The sequence below is a fragment of the Enterobacter sp. KB-280D8 genome (genome assembly GCF_041399405.1).
Taxonomy (GTDB): domain Bacteria; phylum Pseudomonadota; class Gammaproteobacteria; order Enterobacterales; family Enterobacteriaceae; genus Enterobacter; species Enterobacter cloacae_N.
In genome coordinates, this window is sequence record NZ_JBGKEC010000010.1 from 1 (window position 1) to 19,488 (window position 19,488).

A 19,488-nucleotide genomic window follows, 5' to 3' on the forward strand; every position below is an offset into this window, starting at 1 on the left:
GATTAACAGTCCGCCGTTCTACCGACTGAACTACAGAGGAATCGTGTGAACGAGGCGCATAGTAACGACCTCAGTACGCCTTGTCAAAGGGTGAAAACGCGCTTTTTGTTCGTTTGCCGACAATTTCAGCAAATCGCTGATTTTATGGCAAATTTGCGTTCAAATTGCACAATAAAAAGCGCCGCCCGCAGGCGGCGCGCAGGATCAGAACAGTACGGAGTAGTTCAGACCAAACGTACGACCGCGGCCTTTATAGGTATACAGGCCCGGTGCACCGTAGGTTGGGCTATACAGCCCCGGCGCGCGCTGGCCCCAGGCGGTGGTGTAGTCTTTGTCCAGCAGGTTTTCCACGCTGAAGCTGACCTTACCCACCGGCAGGGCGTAGCTGCCCAGGAAGTCGACCGTGTTATAGCCATCAATCTTCTTGCTGTCTGAGTCTGACACGTCAAAGGTCTGCGTGCTCTGCACGCGCAGGGTCCAGTCGCCCGGCGCCCAGTTCACCCATGCGCTGGCTTTCGACGGGCTGGCGCTGTCGACCGTCAGCTTCTCCCACTTCCCGTTTTCTCGGGTTTCAGACTTAATGGCGTTAAAGTTCGCGCCGGTGCTCCAGTCGCTGTCGGTGAAGAAATAGTCCACCTGGCCTTCAATCCCGTAGATACGACGCTTGTCGTCTTCGAGGTTGATGGTCATATCCGTCTTGTTGATGGTAATGGTTTTATCCGAGAGCGAGTAATACGCCGCGACCTGCGTGCGCAGGTTGTCGCCGGTGTAGCGCCAGCCCAGCTCGTAGGCGTTGACCTTAATGCCGTCCAGCGTTGAGTCGTTGACGTTTACGCTGTTCAGCAGGCGATAGTGGCCGTTGCTGAGCTGGTAAGTGCCGGAGCCGTAGTACTTCGCCAGGTCAGGGATTTCAAAGCCCTGAGAGAAGTTAAACCACAGCTGCTGCTGTTCGGTCAGACGACCGAGGATCCCGGCGTTGAACAGGAAGTTGTTGTAATCGGTTTTCCCGCCCGGCACCGCGTCGGCGGAGGTGGCTTTTCCGGTGGCGATGGCCTGCTGCTGGGTGTAGCCAACAAAGTCATCCACCTTGTTTTCGGTGTACTGATAACGCACGCCGCCGCTCAGGGTGATGGCGTCAATGTCGTAGCTCGCCTGCAGGAACGGGGCGAGGTTGGTGATGCTGTAGCCCGGGTAGCGGCCCACGTTGTAGGCGTTGTCCAGCTCCATGCCGCCACTCGCTGCGGCTTTGCTCAGGTTAAAGAACTGCTGGTTGGCATCGAAGGTTTCGTGGTCGGCATCCACACCCCAGGTCAGCGTCAGATCGTCCACCGGCTTGCTGTTCAGCGTCAGCTTGCCGCCGTAAAAATCGGTTTTCTGCTGCGACGCGCCGATGCTGGTTACCACGCCTTTGGTCAGAGTCGGGAACGGGTAATAGGTCAGGCTCTCGTCACGATAGTAAATCTGCGCGACCAGGTCCTGGCCCCAGAAGTCGGTATTGGAGTACTGCAGGTTAATCAGATGGCGCTCGGTGCCCGGCACGCGGTCAGAGTCGAGATTATCCTTGTTGTACGCGGTGGCATCGCCCGTTACAGCCGAGAAGTTCTTCCCGAGGTACAGCCCGTGCTTGCCGTCGGACTCGCTTTTGTAGTACTGCGTCGTCAGCTGCAGCTGCTGGTGATCGTCAATGTTGATGGTGCCCGTGCCCATCACATCAATACGGTCGGAATACTGGAGGCCGGTCTGGGTGTTATCGATAATCACCTCGTCGCCGTTGCCGTCATACCAGCCGCCGTAGCGCTGATAAGAGACCGACAGACGGCCGGACGCGTTGTCATTGCCGCCGCTTACGGCTGCCGATACGTTCTCATCGTGGTCGTTGTGGCTGTTAAAGCCGGTTTTTGCCCCGGTCTGGAACTCAACTTCGGTCTCCGGCTGGCCCTTTTTGGTGACGATGTTCACCAGGCCGCCGGTGCTGCCGCCGCCGTACAGTGACGTGGCGCCTGAGATGACTTCGATGCGGTCAATGTTGAACGGGTCGATAGAGTCCAGCTGGCGGCTGTCGCTGCGGGACGAGTTCAGGCGCACGCCATCCACCATCACCATCATGGAGCGGCCACGCAGGTTCATGCCGTAGTTGGTACGCCCCTGGCTGCTGACGTCCATACCCGGGATCAGCTGCGCCAACACCTCTTTAATCTCTTTTCCGCCCTGAACCTGCTGCTCGATCTCAGACCGCTCAATGACCCAGGTGGTCTGCGCCATCTCGGCAACGCTGCGGTGCGCGCGGCTGGCAGAGACCACGATATTTTCTTCCTTTTGTTCTTCCGCCCACGCAGAGGTAGAAAGCATTGCAAGCAAGCAAGGATTTAAAACCCAAAGATGAGAACGTTTCATTGTTATGTTGATCCTGATTGTGTGTGTCAGTACTCAGTGGTTTTTGCTAACGATTTAAAAACCTGGCTGCTCTCCGGGCTGGTGGTGCTCCGCCAGTGGATAACGCCGGGGGTGGTGGCCAGCTCAAACGGCTCGTCGGCGTGCGCGCGATTAAGAATTCGCGCCGCACGCCAGGCCATCAGGCTGAGCTGGGGTTCGGCAATGCCGAGACGATGCATCCCGGCATTCACGGCAAACAGGCGATTGCTCTGCGGACCGTCCCATTCGAGAGTGAAATCATTGTTAATGCAGAAAGCTTCGTCCGCATCCAGATGCAGCCGGTGAGACAGCGGCGCGAGGAACGCGGGCTGCACGGCGCGGTAGCCGGTGGCGAAAATCACCACGTCGCTCTCCAGCTGCTCGTGACCGCCGTCGAGGTGATGCTGAATGCTCAGGCGATGTCCGGTTTCCTGACGCGTCAGGGCCGTCACAGAGCGGGACGGCATCAGGTGCGCCCAGGGTTTTTCGCGCAGCACTTCGAAGCGGTGGTACATGGCGCGGTAAATCGCCAGCAGTGACTCGGTGGTGATGCCGTCGGAGGTCATCTTCTGCTCGTGCAGCATCTGACGACGGGCCTCTTCGCTGAGCGTGGAGAAGCTGTCCACATACTCCGGCGTGAAATACTCGTTGGCAAAGGCGGCTTCATCCAGCGCGTTGTAGTTATTGCGGCGCGATACCCAGTTCAGGCTCAGCGGCTGGCCCCACTCCCCACGGAAGATATTCAGGAACAGGTCGGCCCCGCTCTGGCCGCCGCCGACGACGGTAACGCGCTTACCCGCGAGATCCGGCGTGCGCAGCATCATCTCGCTGGCGTGGAAGCAGGTATCGTCCTGCACCGTGACGCAGTCAGGCAGGTTAATCTGTTTGCCAATCCCCACGCAGACGTGGCGCGCGAGGAAGCGGTCGCGCTGGGTCACGACCTCAAACAGACCGCGTTGCTCATCAAAGCTCACCTGCTGAACCTGCTGGCTGAAGGCGAGGTTGGTGAGGTTATCCGCCGCCCAGCACAGGTAGTCCGCAAACTCTTCGCGGGAAACCGTGCGCTGCTCGGTGGTCAGGAAGCGGTAGAACTTTTTGCGCTGCACCAGGTAGTTCAGGAAGCTGTGACGGTTGGTCGGCTCCACGGCGCTGACCAGATCCTTCAGGAAGCTGGTCTGCATGTGGCAGTCCGGCACCATCATGCCCGGGTGCCACGAGAAGTGCGGTTTGCGCTCAAGAAACAGCGAGCTAAAGCCATCCAGCCCTTCTGCGAGGGCGGCGACGCTGAGGTTAAACGGGCCAATACCAATGCCGATGAAATCATAGGTTTTCATTGCGCGGACTCCCGGGAGGCCAGAAAAAGAGGGTTATCAAGATCGGTGACGTAGTTCGGCAGCATGCGGCTGCCGCCGTCGTGTTCGGAGAAGGTCAGTTTGACCGGGTTGAGGATCACGCGAATAATCTGCGGCTTAAACAGGTCGAATTTCGCGAAGCGCTCCGCAAGCTCCGGGTGCGCGGCCATATAGCGGTGCAGCACCCCGGCGAGGATCTGATAGAAACGGTTTTCGCTTACGCCGCATTGCAGGGTGAGGCGTGAAATAAAGCGCAGCACCGTCACAAAGTTGCCGGTCTGCAGGTCGTGGATGATGTAATCCGCGCTCAGGCGCGCCGTCACCGCTTTTACCTGCTCCGGCAGGCTCTGTGCCTGCGGGAAATCCTCGTCCACCAGGCGCATATCGCCCTGGAAATCCTTCAGCAGGATGCGCTGCACAACGTAGTCCTTCATCACCAGCGTCACGTTCTGGCCGTGGGCGATCAGCGCCACGCCGTAACGGCAAAGCAGGTGGTAGAACGGGATCACCGTCGCTTCGAACAGCTTTTCCAGCCACGCTTCAGCGGTTAACCCCGAACGCTTGATCCACGCGTCGATCAGCGGACGTCCTGCGTTGTCGGTTTCCATCAGCGCCGCCATCAGCACCGCCTGTTCGCCATCCTGAAGATAACAGGACGGGTTCTCCCGCCAGATTACCCCCAGCATCTCCTGATAGCGGTAGGGCGCTTTCGGCAGGGCCGCATAGCCAGGATGCGACAGATATCCGGCGGCGGGTTCGCCAAGCACCTGCGCGCCAGAGCGGGCAAGCGTGGCGTCGGCGGCGAACTGCTGCTGCAGCCAGCGCGAGGCCAGCGGCCCGGCGGCAATGTACTTGCCCGGAATGCCGCGATAGCAGGAGGTGTTGTAGATAGTCAGCGGCAGTTTGATGTCATACGGCGCGCGACGGCTGGCGTTGGTGAGCGTGCGCAGGGACTGCTGCGCCAGATACTCATCGCCAAATTCGCCCAGCTCAACCATCTCACCGCGCGCCAGCTGCGCCAGGAAATGAATGGCAATTTTTTGCTGCCACTGCCACGGGTGCAACGGCACAGGCAGCCAGCTGTCGTTCAGATCCAGCGCCTGCCAGCGGGCGTCAAACCGGGCGCGCTCGGCATCGTCCATGGTGCTGGCCAGCAGAGTGTGGATGTCGCAATCGGCGTCACTGCTCCAGACCAGATGCTCGCGCTGGACGGCGACCCAGTGCAGGCGGAAGCGCCCGCGGTATTCCGGCGCATACTGACGCAGCGCGTCCAGACCCCAGCCGCGGCGTCCTTTGTTGAAAATAAACTTCGGGTGACCGCTCATCAGACACTGTAATTCGTCCGGGTCGAGGTGGATCAGGGCGTCCGCATCCAGCGCTTCACGCGCCTGCAGCAGCTGCATGTCCCCGCGCAGGGTGGCGTAGAGATCTTCCATGTGCTCTGCCGTTTGCGCGTCGCTCATCTCCAGCACCGTCGCCAGCTGCAGCAGCGCGCGTTCCGCTTCCACGGCGGCGCCGCTGGCGGTGGTCAGCGTGTCCGGGTCGATATGCAGCCAGCCCCAGATCCCGCGCGTGGCGCGAAACTGCCAGGACTCGTTGCCCATGGCGATGCGCCAGCCGTCCGCCGACACCGGCTCAGCGCGCAGGGTGCGTTCGTATTCCAGCTCGGCGAGGATCTTCGCCACCATCTCGCGGTTCACTTTCTGCCAGAGCGCGTTCACAGTTCCACCTCGCTGAAGAAGCGGTGACGCTGGCTCATGATGAGGCGCGAGCGCTTGTGCGGGAAGTCGAACTCTTTCATCGTCTCAAAACCGGCGGAGGCCAGATGGCGGAACAGGCGCTGGTTGTCGAAACGCGGCTCGGCCACGATGCGCGCGGTGCGCGGGTCATCGAGATACAGATAGTGGCTCAGGCCGCGCAGCCAGCTGCGGATATACTGCGCGCCGCGCCAGTTCTCTTCGCCCACCAGCATGTGCAGCCCACGGTCAAACGGCTGCCAGCGGTAGTGGCGGCCAATCCGGTCCTCTGCCGCCCAGTAGAGTTCAAAATAGCCGAACGGCTGGTCGTCGAAGCAGCCGATAACCGGGTAGCAGTAGGTCGAGTCAAGCTGACGGCGCAGGTAGTTTTCCTGCTCGGCCTGCGGGCCCGCCATCTCCCAGAAGGCGTTCACGCGCGGGTTATTCATCCATTGCGTGAATCGTTCGCCGTCCAGCGCCACGTCGGCAACGCGGAAGCTGAGGGTGCGCTTAATCTGCGGATCGTAACGGCGATAGACCTCACCCTGCGGGCGGTGAGGGCGCAGCGGGAAGTACAGCTGACGGCTCTCATCAAACTGCATACCGCCGCTTGCCTGCGGACGCTCGCCTTTCAGCCACAGCGGCAGCTGCCAGAAGGTTTCACGCGCCAGATAATCCCCGTGGGCCTGGCGAAACAGTGCCTGCGCCTGGGGCTCATCCTGCCAGGCCGCCCACGGCAGGGTAATGCCGGTCAGGGCGGGCGCGGCAATAAATAGCTGATCGAGGGCGTCCACCAGCCAGCCGTCCGGGATCCCGGTCAGGCGCTCAAGGACCGCGCTGCCGTCGAGACCCATCGTCAGCGGCAAGTTTTGTTCCGTGGCCGTGCAGCGAAAGCCGTAGCCGGAATGGACGATATTCGCGTTCGCCATCACGCCTTCTCCTTGTAAAACGGGTTGCTAAAGTCGAAATAGATCACCGCCGGGTCGACGATGGTGTTTTCGTTGCGATCGTGCAGGTAGCAGAAGAAGTTGCCTTTGCAGTTCCAGGTTGGGCTGTCGAGCACGTAGTCGAGGCAGCGGGTCTGCTTCGCCGTCGCGCGCAGTTCGGCCAGCGCGTCACGCACGCGGGACATCAGGTGCTCTTCGCTGTCGAAACCGGCGGCGGCGAGAGCGGCGGTGACGGCAAGGGTGGAGTTCAGCAGCAGGTAGTACGGGAAATAGCGCAGCAGCTGGCTCTCACCGAAGCGGTTTTCCACGTCTGTTTCGCCCGCCTCTTTCAGCCACGCGTCGGCCCCTTCGGTCCAGGCGCTGCCCTGACAGTCACGGTAAATAAGTCCGACAGGGAAATCCTGCTGCATCTCCACGAGGATATTTTGCTGGTGCGCCAGCAGCACCAGACCGTAGTCCGCCTCGGCGCTGAACAGCGGAAGCAACACGCGGTCGCAGTAGGCGTCCAGCCAGCAGCGGGCGGCCTGAGCGAGGGGTAAATCCAGACGCTGGCTCAGACGGCGCACCGCCGCGGCCAGCAGGCTGTCGCCGCCGTCCGGCGCGGCCTGGGTCAGGCTCACCAGCACGTTGGTCTGGGTTTCAGGCGTGTCAAACAGCAGGTTAACGCGCAGGGCCATCAGGCTCTCTTCCTGAATGGTGCTGCTTTCATCGCGCAGCCCCGCCCAGCCGTCTTCCTGCATCACGCGCATGGTCGGGTAGCGCGCCTGTAAATCTTGCCAGCGTTGCGTTTTCGCCAGCCGTGCCAGGCGCATGCCGCGCTTAACCTCTTTTACCGACAGCGTGCGCACGGAGTTGGTCAGGCGCACGCTGAGGGAGAACTTAATCATGTCGCTGTTGGTTTCGCTGTACAGAGAGCGCGACGAGCTGGTGGGCAGCCACTGTGCGCCCGCTTCACCCAGGTCCTGCAAGGAACCGTTTGTCGCCAGACGCTGGCACCAGTCCTGCTCCAGCAGATAGTCGGCCTGCCACGGATGCATCGGCAGCAGCCAGCGGGTATCGGTGAAGTGGCCGAGCAGCTCGGGCGCGCTCTGGGCGGCGAAGCGCAGCAGACGCTCGCGCAGGGAGACGTTCAGGCTGTCGCCGGCTACGAGCGTGCTCTCAACGGCAAACCAGCGCAGCGGGAAGCGGGAGCCGAAATCAGGCAGATACCGGCGCGCCTCGGTTTCGTTGAACGGTTCGTGGGATTTTGGCGCAGGATGAAACGCGTGGCCCACCAGCAGCGCCTGCTCCGCTTCGGCAAACGTCAGCGGCCTGTCGCGCAGCGTTCCCCAGCCGTGGCGCAGATCGATCGCCTGCCAGGTGTGCGCGTGGCTTTCGAGCGCGCGCTGTTTAAAACGCGCCAGCGTATCGGCATCCAGCGAGCCTTTTACAGAGGGCTTTTCAAGAATTAAATCAACCAGTTGAGAGAAATTGACGGCGTCACCGCTGTCGCTATCGCTCTGGATAAGCGTTGCCGGAAAACGGTACTGATGATGCTGGGTTGGGGAGAAATAGCGCACCGGAACCCGAAGGGCCTGGGTGGGAGAAAGCGGAATATGAATGTGCGCCAGTTCATCCGCTGCGGAAGCGGGGAGATAGCGCCAGTCCTTCGTCTCGCGCACCAGGGCGTTTAAAAAACACTGGGCTGCAACGTCTGTACCGGCAGAGCGGGGCAGAGCACGCATAGATGTACCTCATTCCATGACTGATAATAATTCTCGTTATGATATTCATTCTGTTTACAGTGGCAACTATTTTTGCAATATTTGTTTTCATAAACTTCATAATTTCCACACATTTATTGACACTATGTTCACATTCTCATGCGCGCTGACTCTGAAACGTTGACCGAAAACATCACCTCCAAAGCAAACTGGCCCCTGGCGCTATGCGCGGGCTTGCTGGGCATCGGGCAAAACGGTTTGCTGGTCATGCTTCCGCAGCTGGTGACCCTGACCGGGCTTTCACTCTCTGTCTGGGCCGGGCTGTTAATGTTCGGCTCCATGCTTTTTTTACCCGCTTCCCCCTGGTGGGGACGCCAGAGCGAGCGCCGCGGTTGTAAGGTCGTGATGGTGGCCTCCCTCAGCGGCTATCTCGCCAGCTTTGGCGTCATGGCGCTGGTGGTCTGGGCGATGGCCGCCGGGTTGCTGGAAAGCCCCTGGGGGCTGGCGGGGCTGATCCTCTCGCGTCTGCTTTACGGTTTAACGGTGTCGGGCATGGTGCCTGCCGCACAGACGTGGGCCATTCAGCGTTCGGGCCTGGAGAAACGCATGGCGGCGCTGGCCACCATCAGCTCCGGCCTCAGCTGCGGTCGCCTGCTGGGACCCCCCCTGGCGGCGCTGATGCTCAGCGTTAACCCGGTGGCACCGCTCTGGCTGATGGCGATCGCGCCATTAATCGCCCTGCTGCTGGTGCTGCGCGAGGTGGCGGATCCGCCGCTGCCGCCGGTGGCTCACCAGGCGACCCGTCTGCAGATTTCCATGCTGCCGTTCCTGCTGCTGGCGATGCTGCTGGCGGCGCTGGTGAGCCTGATGCAGCTCGGCCTGTCTCCGCACCTCAGCCCCTTGCTGGACGGTAACGCGCGGGATATCAGCCATCATGTCGCGCTCCTGCTGAGCCTGGCCGCGCTGGCAACGCTCGCGGCGCAGTTTCTGGTGGTCCGCCCGCAGCATTTCAGCCCGCTGACCCTGCTTTGCATGGCGGCGGTGCTGATGGTGGCAGGGCTTGCGCTAATGTGCATCGCCGGGCTGGCGCTGTTCTACGTGGGGATTGCTATCACTTCGCTCGGCGCAGCGATGGCCACGCCTGGGTACCAGCTGCTGCTGAACGATCGCCTGACGACGGGGAAAGGGGCGGGCGCTATCGCGACCAGCCACACGTTAGGCTACGGCGTCAGCGCGCTGCTGGTGCCCGTTGTGACGCGCTTTTTTGGCGAACAGTATTTAACGATGGCCGCCTGGGGAATGGCGTTGCTGTTTTTAGCGCTGAGCATCGGGGTACGGTTTATTGAACGTACCCCAGTCGAAAAGCATTAATGCACGTGGCGGGGGCCATCTGTGCCCTCATTTTGACGCAGGCGCTGGAGCGGATCCTGCTGATAAAACTGGCAGAAACGCTGCCACAGCGCCGGGAAGCGGGGGGCGAAAAGCTCGGGTGCGCTGAAGAAGTACTCTGACAGCACCGCAAAGCACTCGGCAGGGTCGGTTGCCGCGTAGGCATCAATGCTGGCCGCGCTTTCGCCTACCAGGTCTATCTCATCCTGGATGTTATCCATCGCCGCGTGCAGGTCGTGCTCCCACCCCGCGACTTCACGAAGCGGAATAAAAGGCACGCCGCTGGCGCGATCGCCGTTGCGGGTATCGAGCTTATGCGCCACCTCGTGAATAATCAGATTAAAGCCGGAGGCGTCGAACGAGTCCTGAATGTCGAGCCAGTTCAGGATAATTGGCCCTTGCTGCCAGCTCTGTCCGGACTGCACCACCCGCTGGTTGTGCACCAGCCCGATATCATCCTCCCACTCGTCATCAACGACGAACGGCGCGGGGTAGATCAGTACTTCGTGGAAACCGTCCAGCCACTCAATACCGAGCTCCAGCACCGGCAGGCAGAAAAGCAGGGCGATGCGGGCGTTTTTCAGCGGATCCAGCTCGAACCCCTGCAGCGGCACAAGGCGTTTTTGCTGCAAAAAACGATCCGCCATCTGAACCAGCTTCGACTGTTCATCCGGCTTAAGATTTGCCAGAACAGGGATCGCCAGCGCGTCATCCCACGGCAGCGCCATATCCCGGCCAGCCTCATTCGTTTTCCAGGGCCACTTAATCATCGCTTTGCTCGCAAACTCGTTACTTGAACAAAAATGGGAAAGTCAGGTTCAGTTAAGATGCCAGAAAATTGCGCACAGCTACACTTCCAGCCTGAATAAACTATCATTTCGTACGTAGCGGTGGGTAGCGCTTTGCAGGCATCACCTTCATTTTGTGACCTCCGTCGTAGCCTTAATTCGCAGGCTAAGTGGATAAACCCGTGCGGTATTGAAAAGATGAGCGGTTTCAAAGGTAACAAGCAGGCGCTGCCCAATACAAAGGAAGATGAACGGCAGGTGATTGCTGACCAGGCCGGGCGCATTCGACTCAATCTCAACGATCTCTGACCTATTACAACACCGCGCCAGTTGCGGCAGGTCAATAAGACGCTATTATTTTTGACTTTGTTGCCTCTTCCCTGACAGGACATCCAGACGCTATGCCCGTGAATTTTGACCTTAACGATCTTTATGCCTTCAGGGCGTTAGTGGAATACGGTAACTTCCGTGTCGCCGCTGAATCTATCTGCTTATCCCAGTCGGCGCTGAGCCGCAGGATCGAAAAGCTGGAAGCCGCGCTGGGAACAAAGCTGTTTGACCGAACCACCCGTCGCGTCGCCCTGACGCTATATGGGCAAAACTTTGCTGAACGCTCAGCGCAGCTGCTTGACAACGTGGAGTCAATGCTGGCGGATGTCGATAAGGCCAGTGAAGAGCGGACGGGGCTGATTACGGTCGCCGCGGTACCTTCCGCCGCCTGTTACTTTATGCCTGATGTGATCCGTCGCTTTCAGTCTCGCTTTCCACGCGTTCGCATTAAGCTCATCGACAGCAGCGCGGGGAATGTGATTGACGCCGTGGCCCGAAGCCAGGCGGATTTTGGCATCTGCTTCGCGGGAAACTTATCGTCTGAAATTGAATTTTTCCCGCTGGTGGAGGATGTCTACGTTGCGGCATGCAGAAAGGATCACCCGCTGGCGCAGAAGAGCCACCTGACGTGGGAGGCGTTTTTCCAGCAGGACTATATCTCCCTCGATAAAACGTCGGGTAACCGCAACCTGCTCGATCGGATGCTGGGGGATATCATTCCCGAGCGCCCCAGCGTCTGCGAAACGCGCCACGTCACCACGATGCTCGGCATGGTAGAGGCGGGCATCGGCATTGCCGCCGTTCCCGCCATGTCGATGCCGACGTCGGAGCACACGCCGCTGACGCATCTGCCGCTGGTGGCGCCGGAGGTGAAACGCGCCGTGGGGCTTATCCGGCGCCGGGGGCGCATTCAGTCTTATATTGCGGCTGAACTGGAAAAAGAGATCACCGAGCGGTATCGCCGGACGTAACGGGGATCATCCCCGTCTCACGGATGGCCGCCCCTGAGGGCGGTGAGGCGAGATAGCTCAGTAGCGCTTTCCCCTCCGCGGGGTGTTCAGCGTGACGGGTGACCGCGCCGGCGAAGCGCGTGATGTACTGCAGATTATCCGGGATTTTACCGATAAAGGTGACGCCTTCAACCGGCAGCAGCTCGCTCACCTGCTGGAAACCCACGGCGTATTTTCCTTTCGCCACTTCTGAGGCGACCGGAATACGTTCGACCATTGTTGCTTTAGCCGCCGCCTCCTTTTCAATCCCCAGTTTCCTGAACAGCGTCTGGCTGACATACCTGCCGCTGGCGCTGTCTGAGTAAGCGATGGAACTGGCCTGCAGCAGAGTTTTACGCAGAGTCGCCTCGCTGCTGATATCAGGAATATCCGCACCTTTTTTCACCACCATGCCAACGGGAGAGTCCGCGAGTTCAGTTCGCGAACCTGGCCTGGTCTGGCCGGCTTTTTCGAGTTTCGCCAGCGCATCACCTACCATAATCACCACGTCGGCCTTCTCGCCGCGCGCGAGCCGGTTTGGGATCGCCTGCGGCGTATTGCCCATTGAGGGACCGGGAATAATCACAATGGTATCGCCAGTCTTGCGCTCATATTCCGGTGCGAGCTTTTCAAGGGCGGCTTTGAAACCGCCTGAAATCATCACTTTCACCTCCTGAGCGCAGGCATTCACGCTCATGAACATCAGCACCAGCGCGCTGGCGGTATAATGAGAAGTGCGCGTCATGCGGCCCCCTGCGACTTAACGGTGTTTTGCACTGAAACCGCGCGACGACGGTAGAGGTAGAGGGTGGCCAGCAGAGCACACACCGCGGCGAAGCTCATCCAGTAGCCCGGCGAGGCTTTGTCACCGGTGTATTCAATCAGCGCGGTTGACATCACCGGGGTAAAGCCGCCAAAGACCGCCGTTGCCAGGCTGTAAGCCAGAGAGAACCCTGCCACGCGGACTTCAGCAGGCATAATTTCCGTCAGCGCCGGGATCATCGCCCCGTTATACAGCCCGTAAAGGAAGGAAAGCCACAGCAGCACGCTCAGCATCATCGAGAAGCTCGGCGCGTCAGCCAGCAGCGTCAGGGCCGGATAGCTGGTGGCCAGCGCCAGCAGGGTCATGGCAATCAGCACCGGCTTACGCCCGAATCGGTCCGACAGCGCGCCGCCCACCGGCAGCCAGATAAAGTTAGAGATCGCCACCAGCAGCGTGACCAGCAGGCTGTCAGAGGCGCTCAGCATCAGCACTTTTTTGCCGAAGGTTGGCGCGTAGACGGTGATCAGGTAGAACGCGGTGGTGGTCATCGCCACCATCAGCATGCCCGCGACCACCACCTGCCAGTTGCCAAGCAGCGTTTTAAAGACCTGACGCATCTCCAGATGATGGCGGCGCGCGCTGAACTCTTCCGTCTCCTCCAGCTTGCGGCGCAGGAAAAAGATAAACGGCACGATTAAACAGCCGAACAGGAACGGGATGCGCCAGCCCCATTCACGAATGGCGCTATCCTCCATCAGGGCGTTCAGGGCAAAGCCCATCGCCGCGGCGACCATAATGGCAACCTGCTGGCTACCGGACTGCCAGCTGGTGTAAAAACCTTTGCGGCCCGGCGTGGCGATTTCCGCGAGATAGACCGAAACACCTCCAAGCTCCGCCCCGGCGGAAAAGCCCTGCAGCAGGCGGCCCGTCAGGACAAGCAGCGGTGCCCAAAGCCCGATGCTTTGATAGGACGGGATAAGCACAATCAGGAAGGTGCCTGCCGCCATAATGGAAAGCGTCACGATCAGCCCTTTGCGGCGGCCTACCTTGTCAATATAAGCCCCCAGCACAATGGCCCCGATTGGACGCATCAAAAAGCCTGCGCCGAAGACGGCGAAGGTCATCATCAGCGATGCAAATTCACTGCTCGCCGGGAAGAACGTGTGGGCAATGTAGGTGGCGTAGAAGCCGAAAAGAAAGAAATCGAACTGCTCAAGAAAGTTGCCGGACGTCACGCGAAGTATCGCGCCCGCCTTAGAGCGTACGGTTGCAGGTGAGGTTGAGGAAAACATGGTTATCTCCAGTTTATTGTTGACGTTTTACGCGTCTGTTTCTGAAAACTGGATCAGGATGGCGAAATAGATAAGCGCAATTAACGCATTGATTGATGCGCGTTACGCATCAATAGTGAGACGATAATGATGAGCACTATAAGCAACAATAACTTAACAAAATATTGGCTTTTTATTCACCAATGTCATCTAAGCCTCTGATATTGCGATTTTGTGATGTGGCGCAGAGAGAGGCTCCTGAGAAAGGGCCGGGCAAGCGCTTCGTTACCCGGCGGGTGCAATTTAGCGCAGCGCCCTGGCAATCGCGCTAAACATCAGAGAGGCCTCCAGCGGCTGGGCGCTAAAGGACGGCTCCGCCTGTGGCCAGGTAGACCACTGGACGATGACCAGGTTTTCTTTCTGGTTCACCACGATCATCTGACCAAAAATGCCCAGCGCCCAGAGCGAACCTTTGAGCGAATCCTTCGCTGCCGGCTCAACGCCCTTGGCGTTGACGGGCACGGCGTTGTTCCACCACTGATAGCCGTACAGGCCTTCTGGATGCGCGTCTGATACCGAGCCTTTCGCCTGAGTCCAGTCTGACGACTCCTTCACCCAGCCGTCAGGCAGGATTTGTTTGCCCGAGGGGAGCATACCGTTGTTCAGGATAAATTCCCCGAAGCGACCCCAGTCCTCCAGCGTGGCGTTAAAGCCGTGCGCGCCGACGTCATGTTGACCTTTACTGTAGGCATGCCATACGCCGTCGCTCGCCATGCCGTACGGCTGCCAGATGCTTTTCTCCAGATACGCCGCGATCGTCATGCCGGTTGCTCGCTCCAGCACGTCACCCAGCAGCCAGGCTCCGCCGGAGGAGTAAGACCAGTTTTCTCCGGCCGGGTGAACCCTGCGTAATCCTTTCACCAGCTTGCGCACGCAGTCGTAGGTACCCGGCTTCGCCTCGCACTCGGTGAGCTGCGCGAAGTCGGAGTTCGGGTTGGTATAATCCTCGTTCCACGCCACCCCGGAGGTGTGGGTGATAAGCTGTTTCAGCGTCACGCCGTCCCACGCGGTGCCTTTCAGATCGGGTTCATATTTCGTGATCCTGTCGTCGAGTGAGTGAATTTTTCCCTCTTTAAGGGCTACGCCCACCAGCGCCGATACCACCGATTTGCCTACCGAGCGCGAGGTCCATAGCGTGGTGTCGGTATTGCCCTGGGCGAGATATTTCCAGGCGATTTTGCCGTCTTTCAGCACCAGCATACCGCTGACGTTCTGGCGCTTGAGATATTCCTTAAGGCCGTAGCGTCTGCCGTTAACCTGATAATGGACGTCCGTTAGCGGCTTTTCCGACACCTGCAGCGGTACGGCGTTTCCGTGGCGGAAAATATCCCCGGCGTAGTTGCGATAATCATTACGAAATCCCACCACGCGATCGGCCTGACTCCAGGTCAGCATTTTATGGGTATCCGGCAACGCGGCGTCGAAGGGGGCAGGGCACACGCTGAGCTCGGTGCCTTCGCAGGCGGCCATTGCCGCAGGGGACAGCAGGCTGCTGAAGACAAGTCCCGCCAGCAGGGCATGATTTACTGTTCTGTTTTTCATATCCGTCTCGTATAGGTTAAGAACGGGTTCAGTTTAAAAAAGCGGGGGCTATAATAAAAAACGCGTAGTGGGGGAAAATCCCCCAAAAAAACAGAGGGAGCGTAGCGTGGCTGGACTGATCTATTCCTTTGCACAGCTTGAGGCATTCACCGCCGTGGCTGAAAACGGGAGCCTGAGTAAAGCGGCAGTGGTGCTGAAGAAAGACCGAACGACGCTTCGCGATCTGGTTGATTTTCTTGAGGATGGGTTAGGCTACGCGCTGTTTATTCGCGACGGGCGTACCCTGCGGCTCACGCCGGAAGGCGAGCAGCTCCAGCGTCAGGCTCATCTGCTGATGCGGCAGGTCAAAGCCTTTGAGGCCTTCGCCAGGGAGGTGCCCCACGGCGCTACGCAGGACCTGACCCTGGTCTACGATCCTTTCACGCCCAGAGTTTTTCTGCACAGGGTCATCGCTGAAATGGCGGCGCGAAAAATCCGCCTGAGCCTCATCTGCGCCTCGCGCGATGAATCTGAACGGCTGCTGGCGAACGCGCGCGCGGACCTGGCCATCTGCCAGGCGCGCAACCGCAGCGTGGGCGATAACATGGAGTGGCGGGCCCTGGGCGCAATCGATATGGATTTTTACGCCTCCAGTACCCTGTTTACGGGGACGTCATCCCCCCTTTCACTGCTTGATCTCTCCCTGGTTCCGCAGGTCGTTATGCACCCAGACTCGGACGAGCCGGTTGCGCGTCGCCTGCAGATTTCAGGGCATACCCTTTTTACGAACGAGCCGGAGATGCTGCGCGGTCTGCTGGAGCGAGGATGCGGCTGGGGGTTCTTACCAACCCATTTTCATGCCGTGCGGTGGCAAAACGTAAAAAGGCTGCTCACCGAAGTGGGCAGCCAGGGGATTAGTCAGACGATGGTCACCATCTGGAAGCCAGGAAGCGACAAGCGCGCCATCATTGCTGACACGCTGTCGCTTTTGCCGGAGCTATGGAAGCACTCAGCGCTGTGAACAGCCTTTACACTGCTGGTTTTGGATCTGCTGGAAGAAATCGTTGCCTTTATCATCCACCAGGATAAACGCCGGGAAGTTTTCGACTTCAATTTTCCAGATGGCTTCCATTCCCAGCTCAGGATAGGCCACACACTCAAGGCTCTTAATGCTGTTTTGCGCCAGCACCGCCGCCGGGCCGCCGATGCTGCCCAGGTAGAAGCCGCCGTGCTTATGGCAGGCATCCGTCACCTGCTGGCTGCGGTTGCCTTTCGCCAGCATGATCATGCTTGCTCCGTGGGATTGCAGCAGGTCGACATACGAGTCCATGCGTCCCGCCGTGGTCGGGCCGAGTGAGCCAGAGGCGTAGCCTTCCGGGGTCTTGGCTGGCCCCGCGTAGTAAATCGGATGATCTTTAACGTACTGCGGCAGTTCTTCACCGTTGTCGAGCAGCTCTTTCAGCTTCGCATGGGCGATATCGCGCGCCACGATGATGGTGCCGTTTAGCGACAGGCGGGTAGAGACCGGGTGTGCTGAGAGCTGCGCCAGGATCTCATTCATCGGCTTGTCCAGATTGATGCTGACCACGTCGCCTTCGCCCTGCTGGCGCAGTGATTCTGGAATATACTGGCCCGGGTTGTGCTCCAGTTTCTCAATCCAGATCCCGTCGCGGTTGATTTTTGCCTTGATGTTGCGGTCCGCGGAGCAGGAGACGCCCATGCCGATCGGGCAGGAGGCGCCGTGGCGCGGCAGGCGGATCACGCGGATGTCGTGGGCGAAGTATTTCCCGCCGAACTGCGCGCCGAGGCCGAGGTTCTGCGCTTCCTGGAGCAGTTCCTGTTCCAGCTGAACGTCGCGGAACGCCTGGCCGTGCTCGTTGCCTTCGGTTGGCAGCGCGTCGTAGTAGCGGGTCGAGGCCAGTTTAACGGTTTTCAGCGTGGCTTCCGCTGAGGTTCCGCCAATCACAAACGCGATATGGTACGGCGGACAGGCCGCGGTACCCAGGGTGCGCATTTTCTCAACCAGATAGTTTTTCAGCTTCGCCGGGGTGATTAGCGCTTTGGTTTCCTGATAGAGGTAGGTTTTGTTGGCGGAACCGCCGCCTTTTGCCATGCACAGGAATTTGTACTCATCGCCGTCAACGCTGTAGAGATCAATCTGCGCGGGCAGGTTGGTGCCGGTATTCACCTCTTTATACATGTCCAGCGCCGCATTCTGGGAGTAGCGCAGGTTATCTTCGATGTAGGTATTATACACGCCCTGGCTCAGGGCCGCTTCGTCACCGCCGCCGGTCCAGACGCGCTGGCCTTTTTTACCCATGATGATCGCGGTGCCGGTGTCCTGACAGGTCGGCAGCACGCCTTTTGCGGCAATTTCAGAGTTACGCAGGAACTGCAGGGCAACGTATTTGTCGTTCTGGCTGGCTTCCGGGTCGTTGAGAATGGCGGCAACCTGCTTCTGATGGGAAGGACGCAGCATAAATGCGGCATCGTGGAAGGCCTGCTGCGCCAGCAGGGTCAGGGCTTCCGGCTCCACCTTCAGGACTTCCTGGCCGTCGAACTCGGCTACGGAGACGTGTTCTTTGGTCAGCAGGTAGTATTCGGTGTCGTCATGGGAAAGAGGGAAGGGGTTCTGATAAAAAAACGGTTTATTCGACATAGTATTGCTCCACAAAAATAAAACCGCCGGAGGAGAAGTCCGGCGGTCAGGAATCAGAACATCATGGACATCCACGGATAACCAATCAGCAGCAGGGCCGCCAGGAAGATGGCACCAAAGATGGTGCCGAGGCGCCAGTAGTCTTTGGTTGGCAGGTAGCCGCTGCCGTAGTAGATCGGGCTTGGGCCAGTACCGTACGGGGTGATGATCCCCATCACGCCCAGAGAGGTCACCATCAGCAGGACGAACACTTCCATATTCATGCCCGGAATGGTGGAGGCGATGGTCAGCATCGCTGGCAGCAGCGCGGTAGTGTGCGCGGTGGTGCTGGCAAACAGGTAGTGCAGCAGGTAGAACGCCAGCAGCAGGACGATGGTCGCCACGCCTGGAGAGATACCGCTCATCAGCAGGCCACCTTCTTTACCCAGCCAGCTGATAAAGCCGGTAGAAGAGAGGCCATCCGCCAGCGCTACCAGGGTGGCGAACCAGACGAAGGTATTCCACGCGGCCTTGTTACCGGTGATATCGTTCCACTCCAGCACGCCGGTCCACAGCATCAGCCCGACGATAAGCAGAGCCGCCATCGCAGGCTCAATCCACGCGGCGGCGAAGATCCACATCAGCAGAGCGCAGCACACGAACACCAGCAGCAGAATTTCATTGCGGGACAGCTTGCCGAGTTTTTCCAGCTCACGGGTCGCCCACAGCGGCACTTCATTGTTCACTTTAACTTCTGGTGGGTAGAACCAGTAGGCCAGCAGCGGCATGGTCAGAATCAGCAGGATACCCAGCGGCAGGAAGGCGAGGAACCAGGTGCCCCAGGAGATATCAATCCCAACGGTGCTTTTCACCAGCGCCAGCGCAAGCAGGTTCGGCGCAAGGGCGGAGAGGAACATTGAGCTGGTGATACAGGCCGCGGTGATCGCCACCCACATCAGGTACGAACCGATTTTGCGCGCGCTTGGGTCGTTGGGTTTTGAACCGTACAGCGGCGGCAGGTTAGCAATGATTGGGTAGATGGTCCCGCCGCTGCGCGCGGTGTTGGACGGGGTGAACGGTGCCAGCAGCAGGTCCGCAAACGTAATGGCGTAACCGAGCGTCAGGCTGCGACGGCCGAGGTACTTCACCAGAATCAGCGCCAGACGGCGGCCGAAGCGGGTTTTGTCATAGCCCGCGGCGAACATGAAGGCACCGAAGATCAGCCAGACTGTAGAGTTACCAAACCCGCTCACCGCCCACTTAAAGGAGGCGCCCGCCAGCTTGAATTTCGGGTCGGCCAGCTGTTCAGGGCTGAACAGCACCCACTGGCTGCACAGGGCAATGGCAACCACGCCGGTCAGGCCAATCACCGCGCCCGGCAGCGGTTCGAAGATTAAGCCGACGATTACGCCGACAAAGATAGCGAAGTAGTGCCATGCGTAAGGCGGCAAGCCTTCTGGTACGGGCACAAACAGCAGCAGTACGGCGACGATGACGGGCAATGCCATCATCAGCAATCGTTTTGCGTTTCCATTTGATGCCTGGTTCGCCACTGGGGGCGTTACAGCAGTTTTTGTATTCATAGTTTC

14 protein-coding genes are annotated in these 19,488 nt (G+C 59.4%); 3 read left to right on the forward strand and 11 right to left on the reverse strand.

What is annotated here, in order from left to right; translation table 11 throughout:
• Positions 1–204 precede the first annotated feature (204 nt).
• The 5 genes from AB8818_RS19515 to AB8818_RS19535 are packed head-to-tail and all read right to left on the reverse strand — an operon-like array spanning position 205 to position 8,171.
• Positions 205–2,394, reverse strand: coding sequence for a TonB-dependent siderophore receptor (locus tag AB8818_RS19515; protein ID WP_192984798.1), 2,190 nt, complete (start codon positions 2,392–2,394; stop codon positions 205–207).
• A gap of 26 nt (positions 2,395–2,420) precedes the next feature.
• Positions 2,421–3,746 (reverse strand): lysine N(6)-hydroxylase/L-ornithine N(5)-oxygenase family protein, encoded by a 1,326-nt coding sequence (locus AB8818_RS19520; protein WP_163329816.1) that lies wholly within the window; start codon positions 3,744–3,746, stop codon positions 2,421–2,423.
• The gene (iucC, locus tag AB8818_RS19525) at positions 3,743–5,485 is read right to left on the reverse strand and encodes an aerobactin synthase IucC (RefSeq protein ID WP_316387139.1); all 1,743 of its coding nucleotides are present in this window, start codon (positions 5,483–5,485) and stop codon (positions 3,743–3,745) included. Before iucC ends, AB8818_RS19520 begins: the two co-directional genes overlap by 4 nt.
• A complete protein-coding gene (locus AB8818_RS19530; RefSeq protein ID WP_116338919.1) occupies positions 5,482–6,429 on the reverse strand; it encodes a GNAT family N-acetyltransferase in 948 nt (315 codons plus the stop codon). The genes iucC and AB8818_RS19530 overlap by 4 nt, the downstream gene beginning before the upstream one ends.
• Positions 6,429–8,171 carry an IucA/IucC family siderophore biosynthesis protein gene (locus AB8818_RS19535; RefSeq protein ID WP_192984800.1) on the reverse strand — a complete coding sequence of 581 codons (1,743 nt, stop codon included), beginning with the start codon at positions 8,169–8,171 and terminating at the stop codon, positions 6,429–6,431. The genes AB8818_RS19530 and AB8818_RS19535 overlap by 1 nt, the downstream gene beginning before the upstream one ends.
• Before the next feature lie 138 nt (positions 8,172–8,309).
• Here AB8818_RS19535 and AB8818_RS19540 point away from each other — a divergent pair, with 138 nt between their 5' ends.
• The gene (locus tag AB8818_RS19540) at positions 8,310–9,521 is read left to right on the forward strand and encodes an MFS transporter (protein WP_163329819.1); all 1,212 of its coding nucleotides are present in this window, start codon (positions 8,310–8,312) and stop codon (positions 9,519–9,521) included.
• Here AB8818_RS19540 and mtfA read toward each other — a convergent pair.
• Positions 9,518–10,309, reverse strand: coding sequence for a DgsA anti-repressor MtfA (mtfA, locus tag AB8818_RS19545; protein WP_163329820.1), 792 nt, complete (start codon positions 10,307–10,309; stop codon positions 9,518–9,520). The two genes, AB8818_RS19540 and mtfA, sit on opposite strands and share 4 nt — an antisense overlap.
• Positions 10,310–10,728: 419 nt before the next feature.
• Between mtfA and AB8818_RS19550 the strand changes: the two genes are divergently transcribed.
• Entirely contained in the window at positions 10,729–11,628 is a 900-nt protein-coding gene (locus AB8818_RS19550) for a LysR family transcriptional regulator (RefSeq protein WP_116338927.1), read from the forward strand.
• On the opposite strand, the gene AB8818_RS19555 is transcribed toward AB8818_RS19550, so the two are convergent.
• From AB8818_RS19555 to AB8818_RS19565, 3 genes are all read right to left on the reverse strand, one after another.
• Positions 11,603–12,391: a substrate-binding domain-containing protein gene (locus tag AB8818_RS19555; protein WP_192984802.1), complete on the reverse strand. Its 789-nt coding sequence runs from the start codon at positions 12,389–12,391 to the stop codon at positions 11,603–11,605. The two genes, AB8818_RS19550 and AB8818_RS19555, sit on opposite strands and share 26 nt — an antisense overlap.
• Entirely contained in the window at positions 12,388–13,701 is a 1,314-nt protein-coding gene (locus AB8818_RS19560) for an MFS transporter (protein WP_163329821.1), read from the reverse strand. Before AB8818_RS19560 ends, AB8818_RS19555 begins: the two co-directional genes overlap by 4 nt.
• A 282-nt stretch (positions 13,702–13,983) precedes the next feature.
• Entirely contained in the window at positions 13,984–15,282 is a 1,299-nt protein-coding gene (locus AB8818_RS19565) for a serine hydrolase (RefSeq protein ID WP_192984804.1), read from the reverse strand.
• 106 nt (positions 15,283–15,388) lie between these two features.
• Between AB8818_RS19565 and AB8818_RS19570 the strand changes: the two genes are divergently transcribed.
• Entirely contained in the window at positions 15,389–16,282 is an 894-nt protein-coding gene (locus tag AB8818_RS19570; protein ID WP_192984806.1) for a LysR family transcriptional regulator, read from the forward strand.
• Here AB8818_RS19570 and fumA read toward each other — a convergent pair.
• Both fumA and AB8818_RS19580 read right to left on the reverse strand, forming a co-directional pair.
• Positions 16,271–17,920 carry a class I fumarate hydratase FumA gene (gene fumA, locus AB8818_RS19575; protein ID WP_192984808.1) on the reverse strand — a complete coding sequence of 550 codons (1,650 nt, stop codon included), beginning with the start codon at positions 17,918–17,920 and terminating at the stop codon, positions 16,271–16,273. The genes AB8818_RS19570 and fumA overlap by 12 nt on opposite strands.
• 53 nt (positions 17,921–17,973) lie before the next feature.
• Positions 17,974–19,482, reverse strand: a complete 1,509-nt coding sequence (locus tag AB8818_RS19580; RefSeq protein WP_023325580.1) for an anion permease — start codon at positions 19,480–19,482, stop codon at positions 17,974–17,976.
• Between the last annotated feature and the right edge of the window lie 6 nt (positions 19,483–19,488).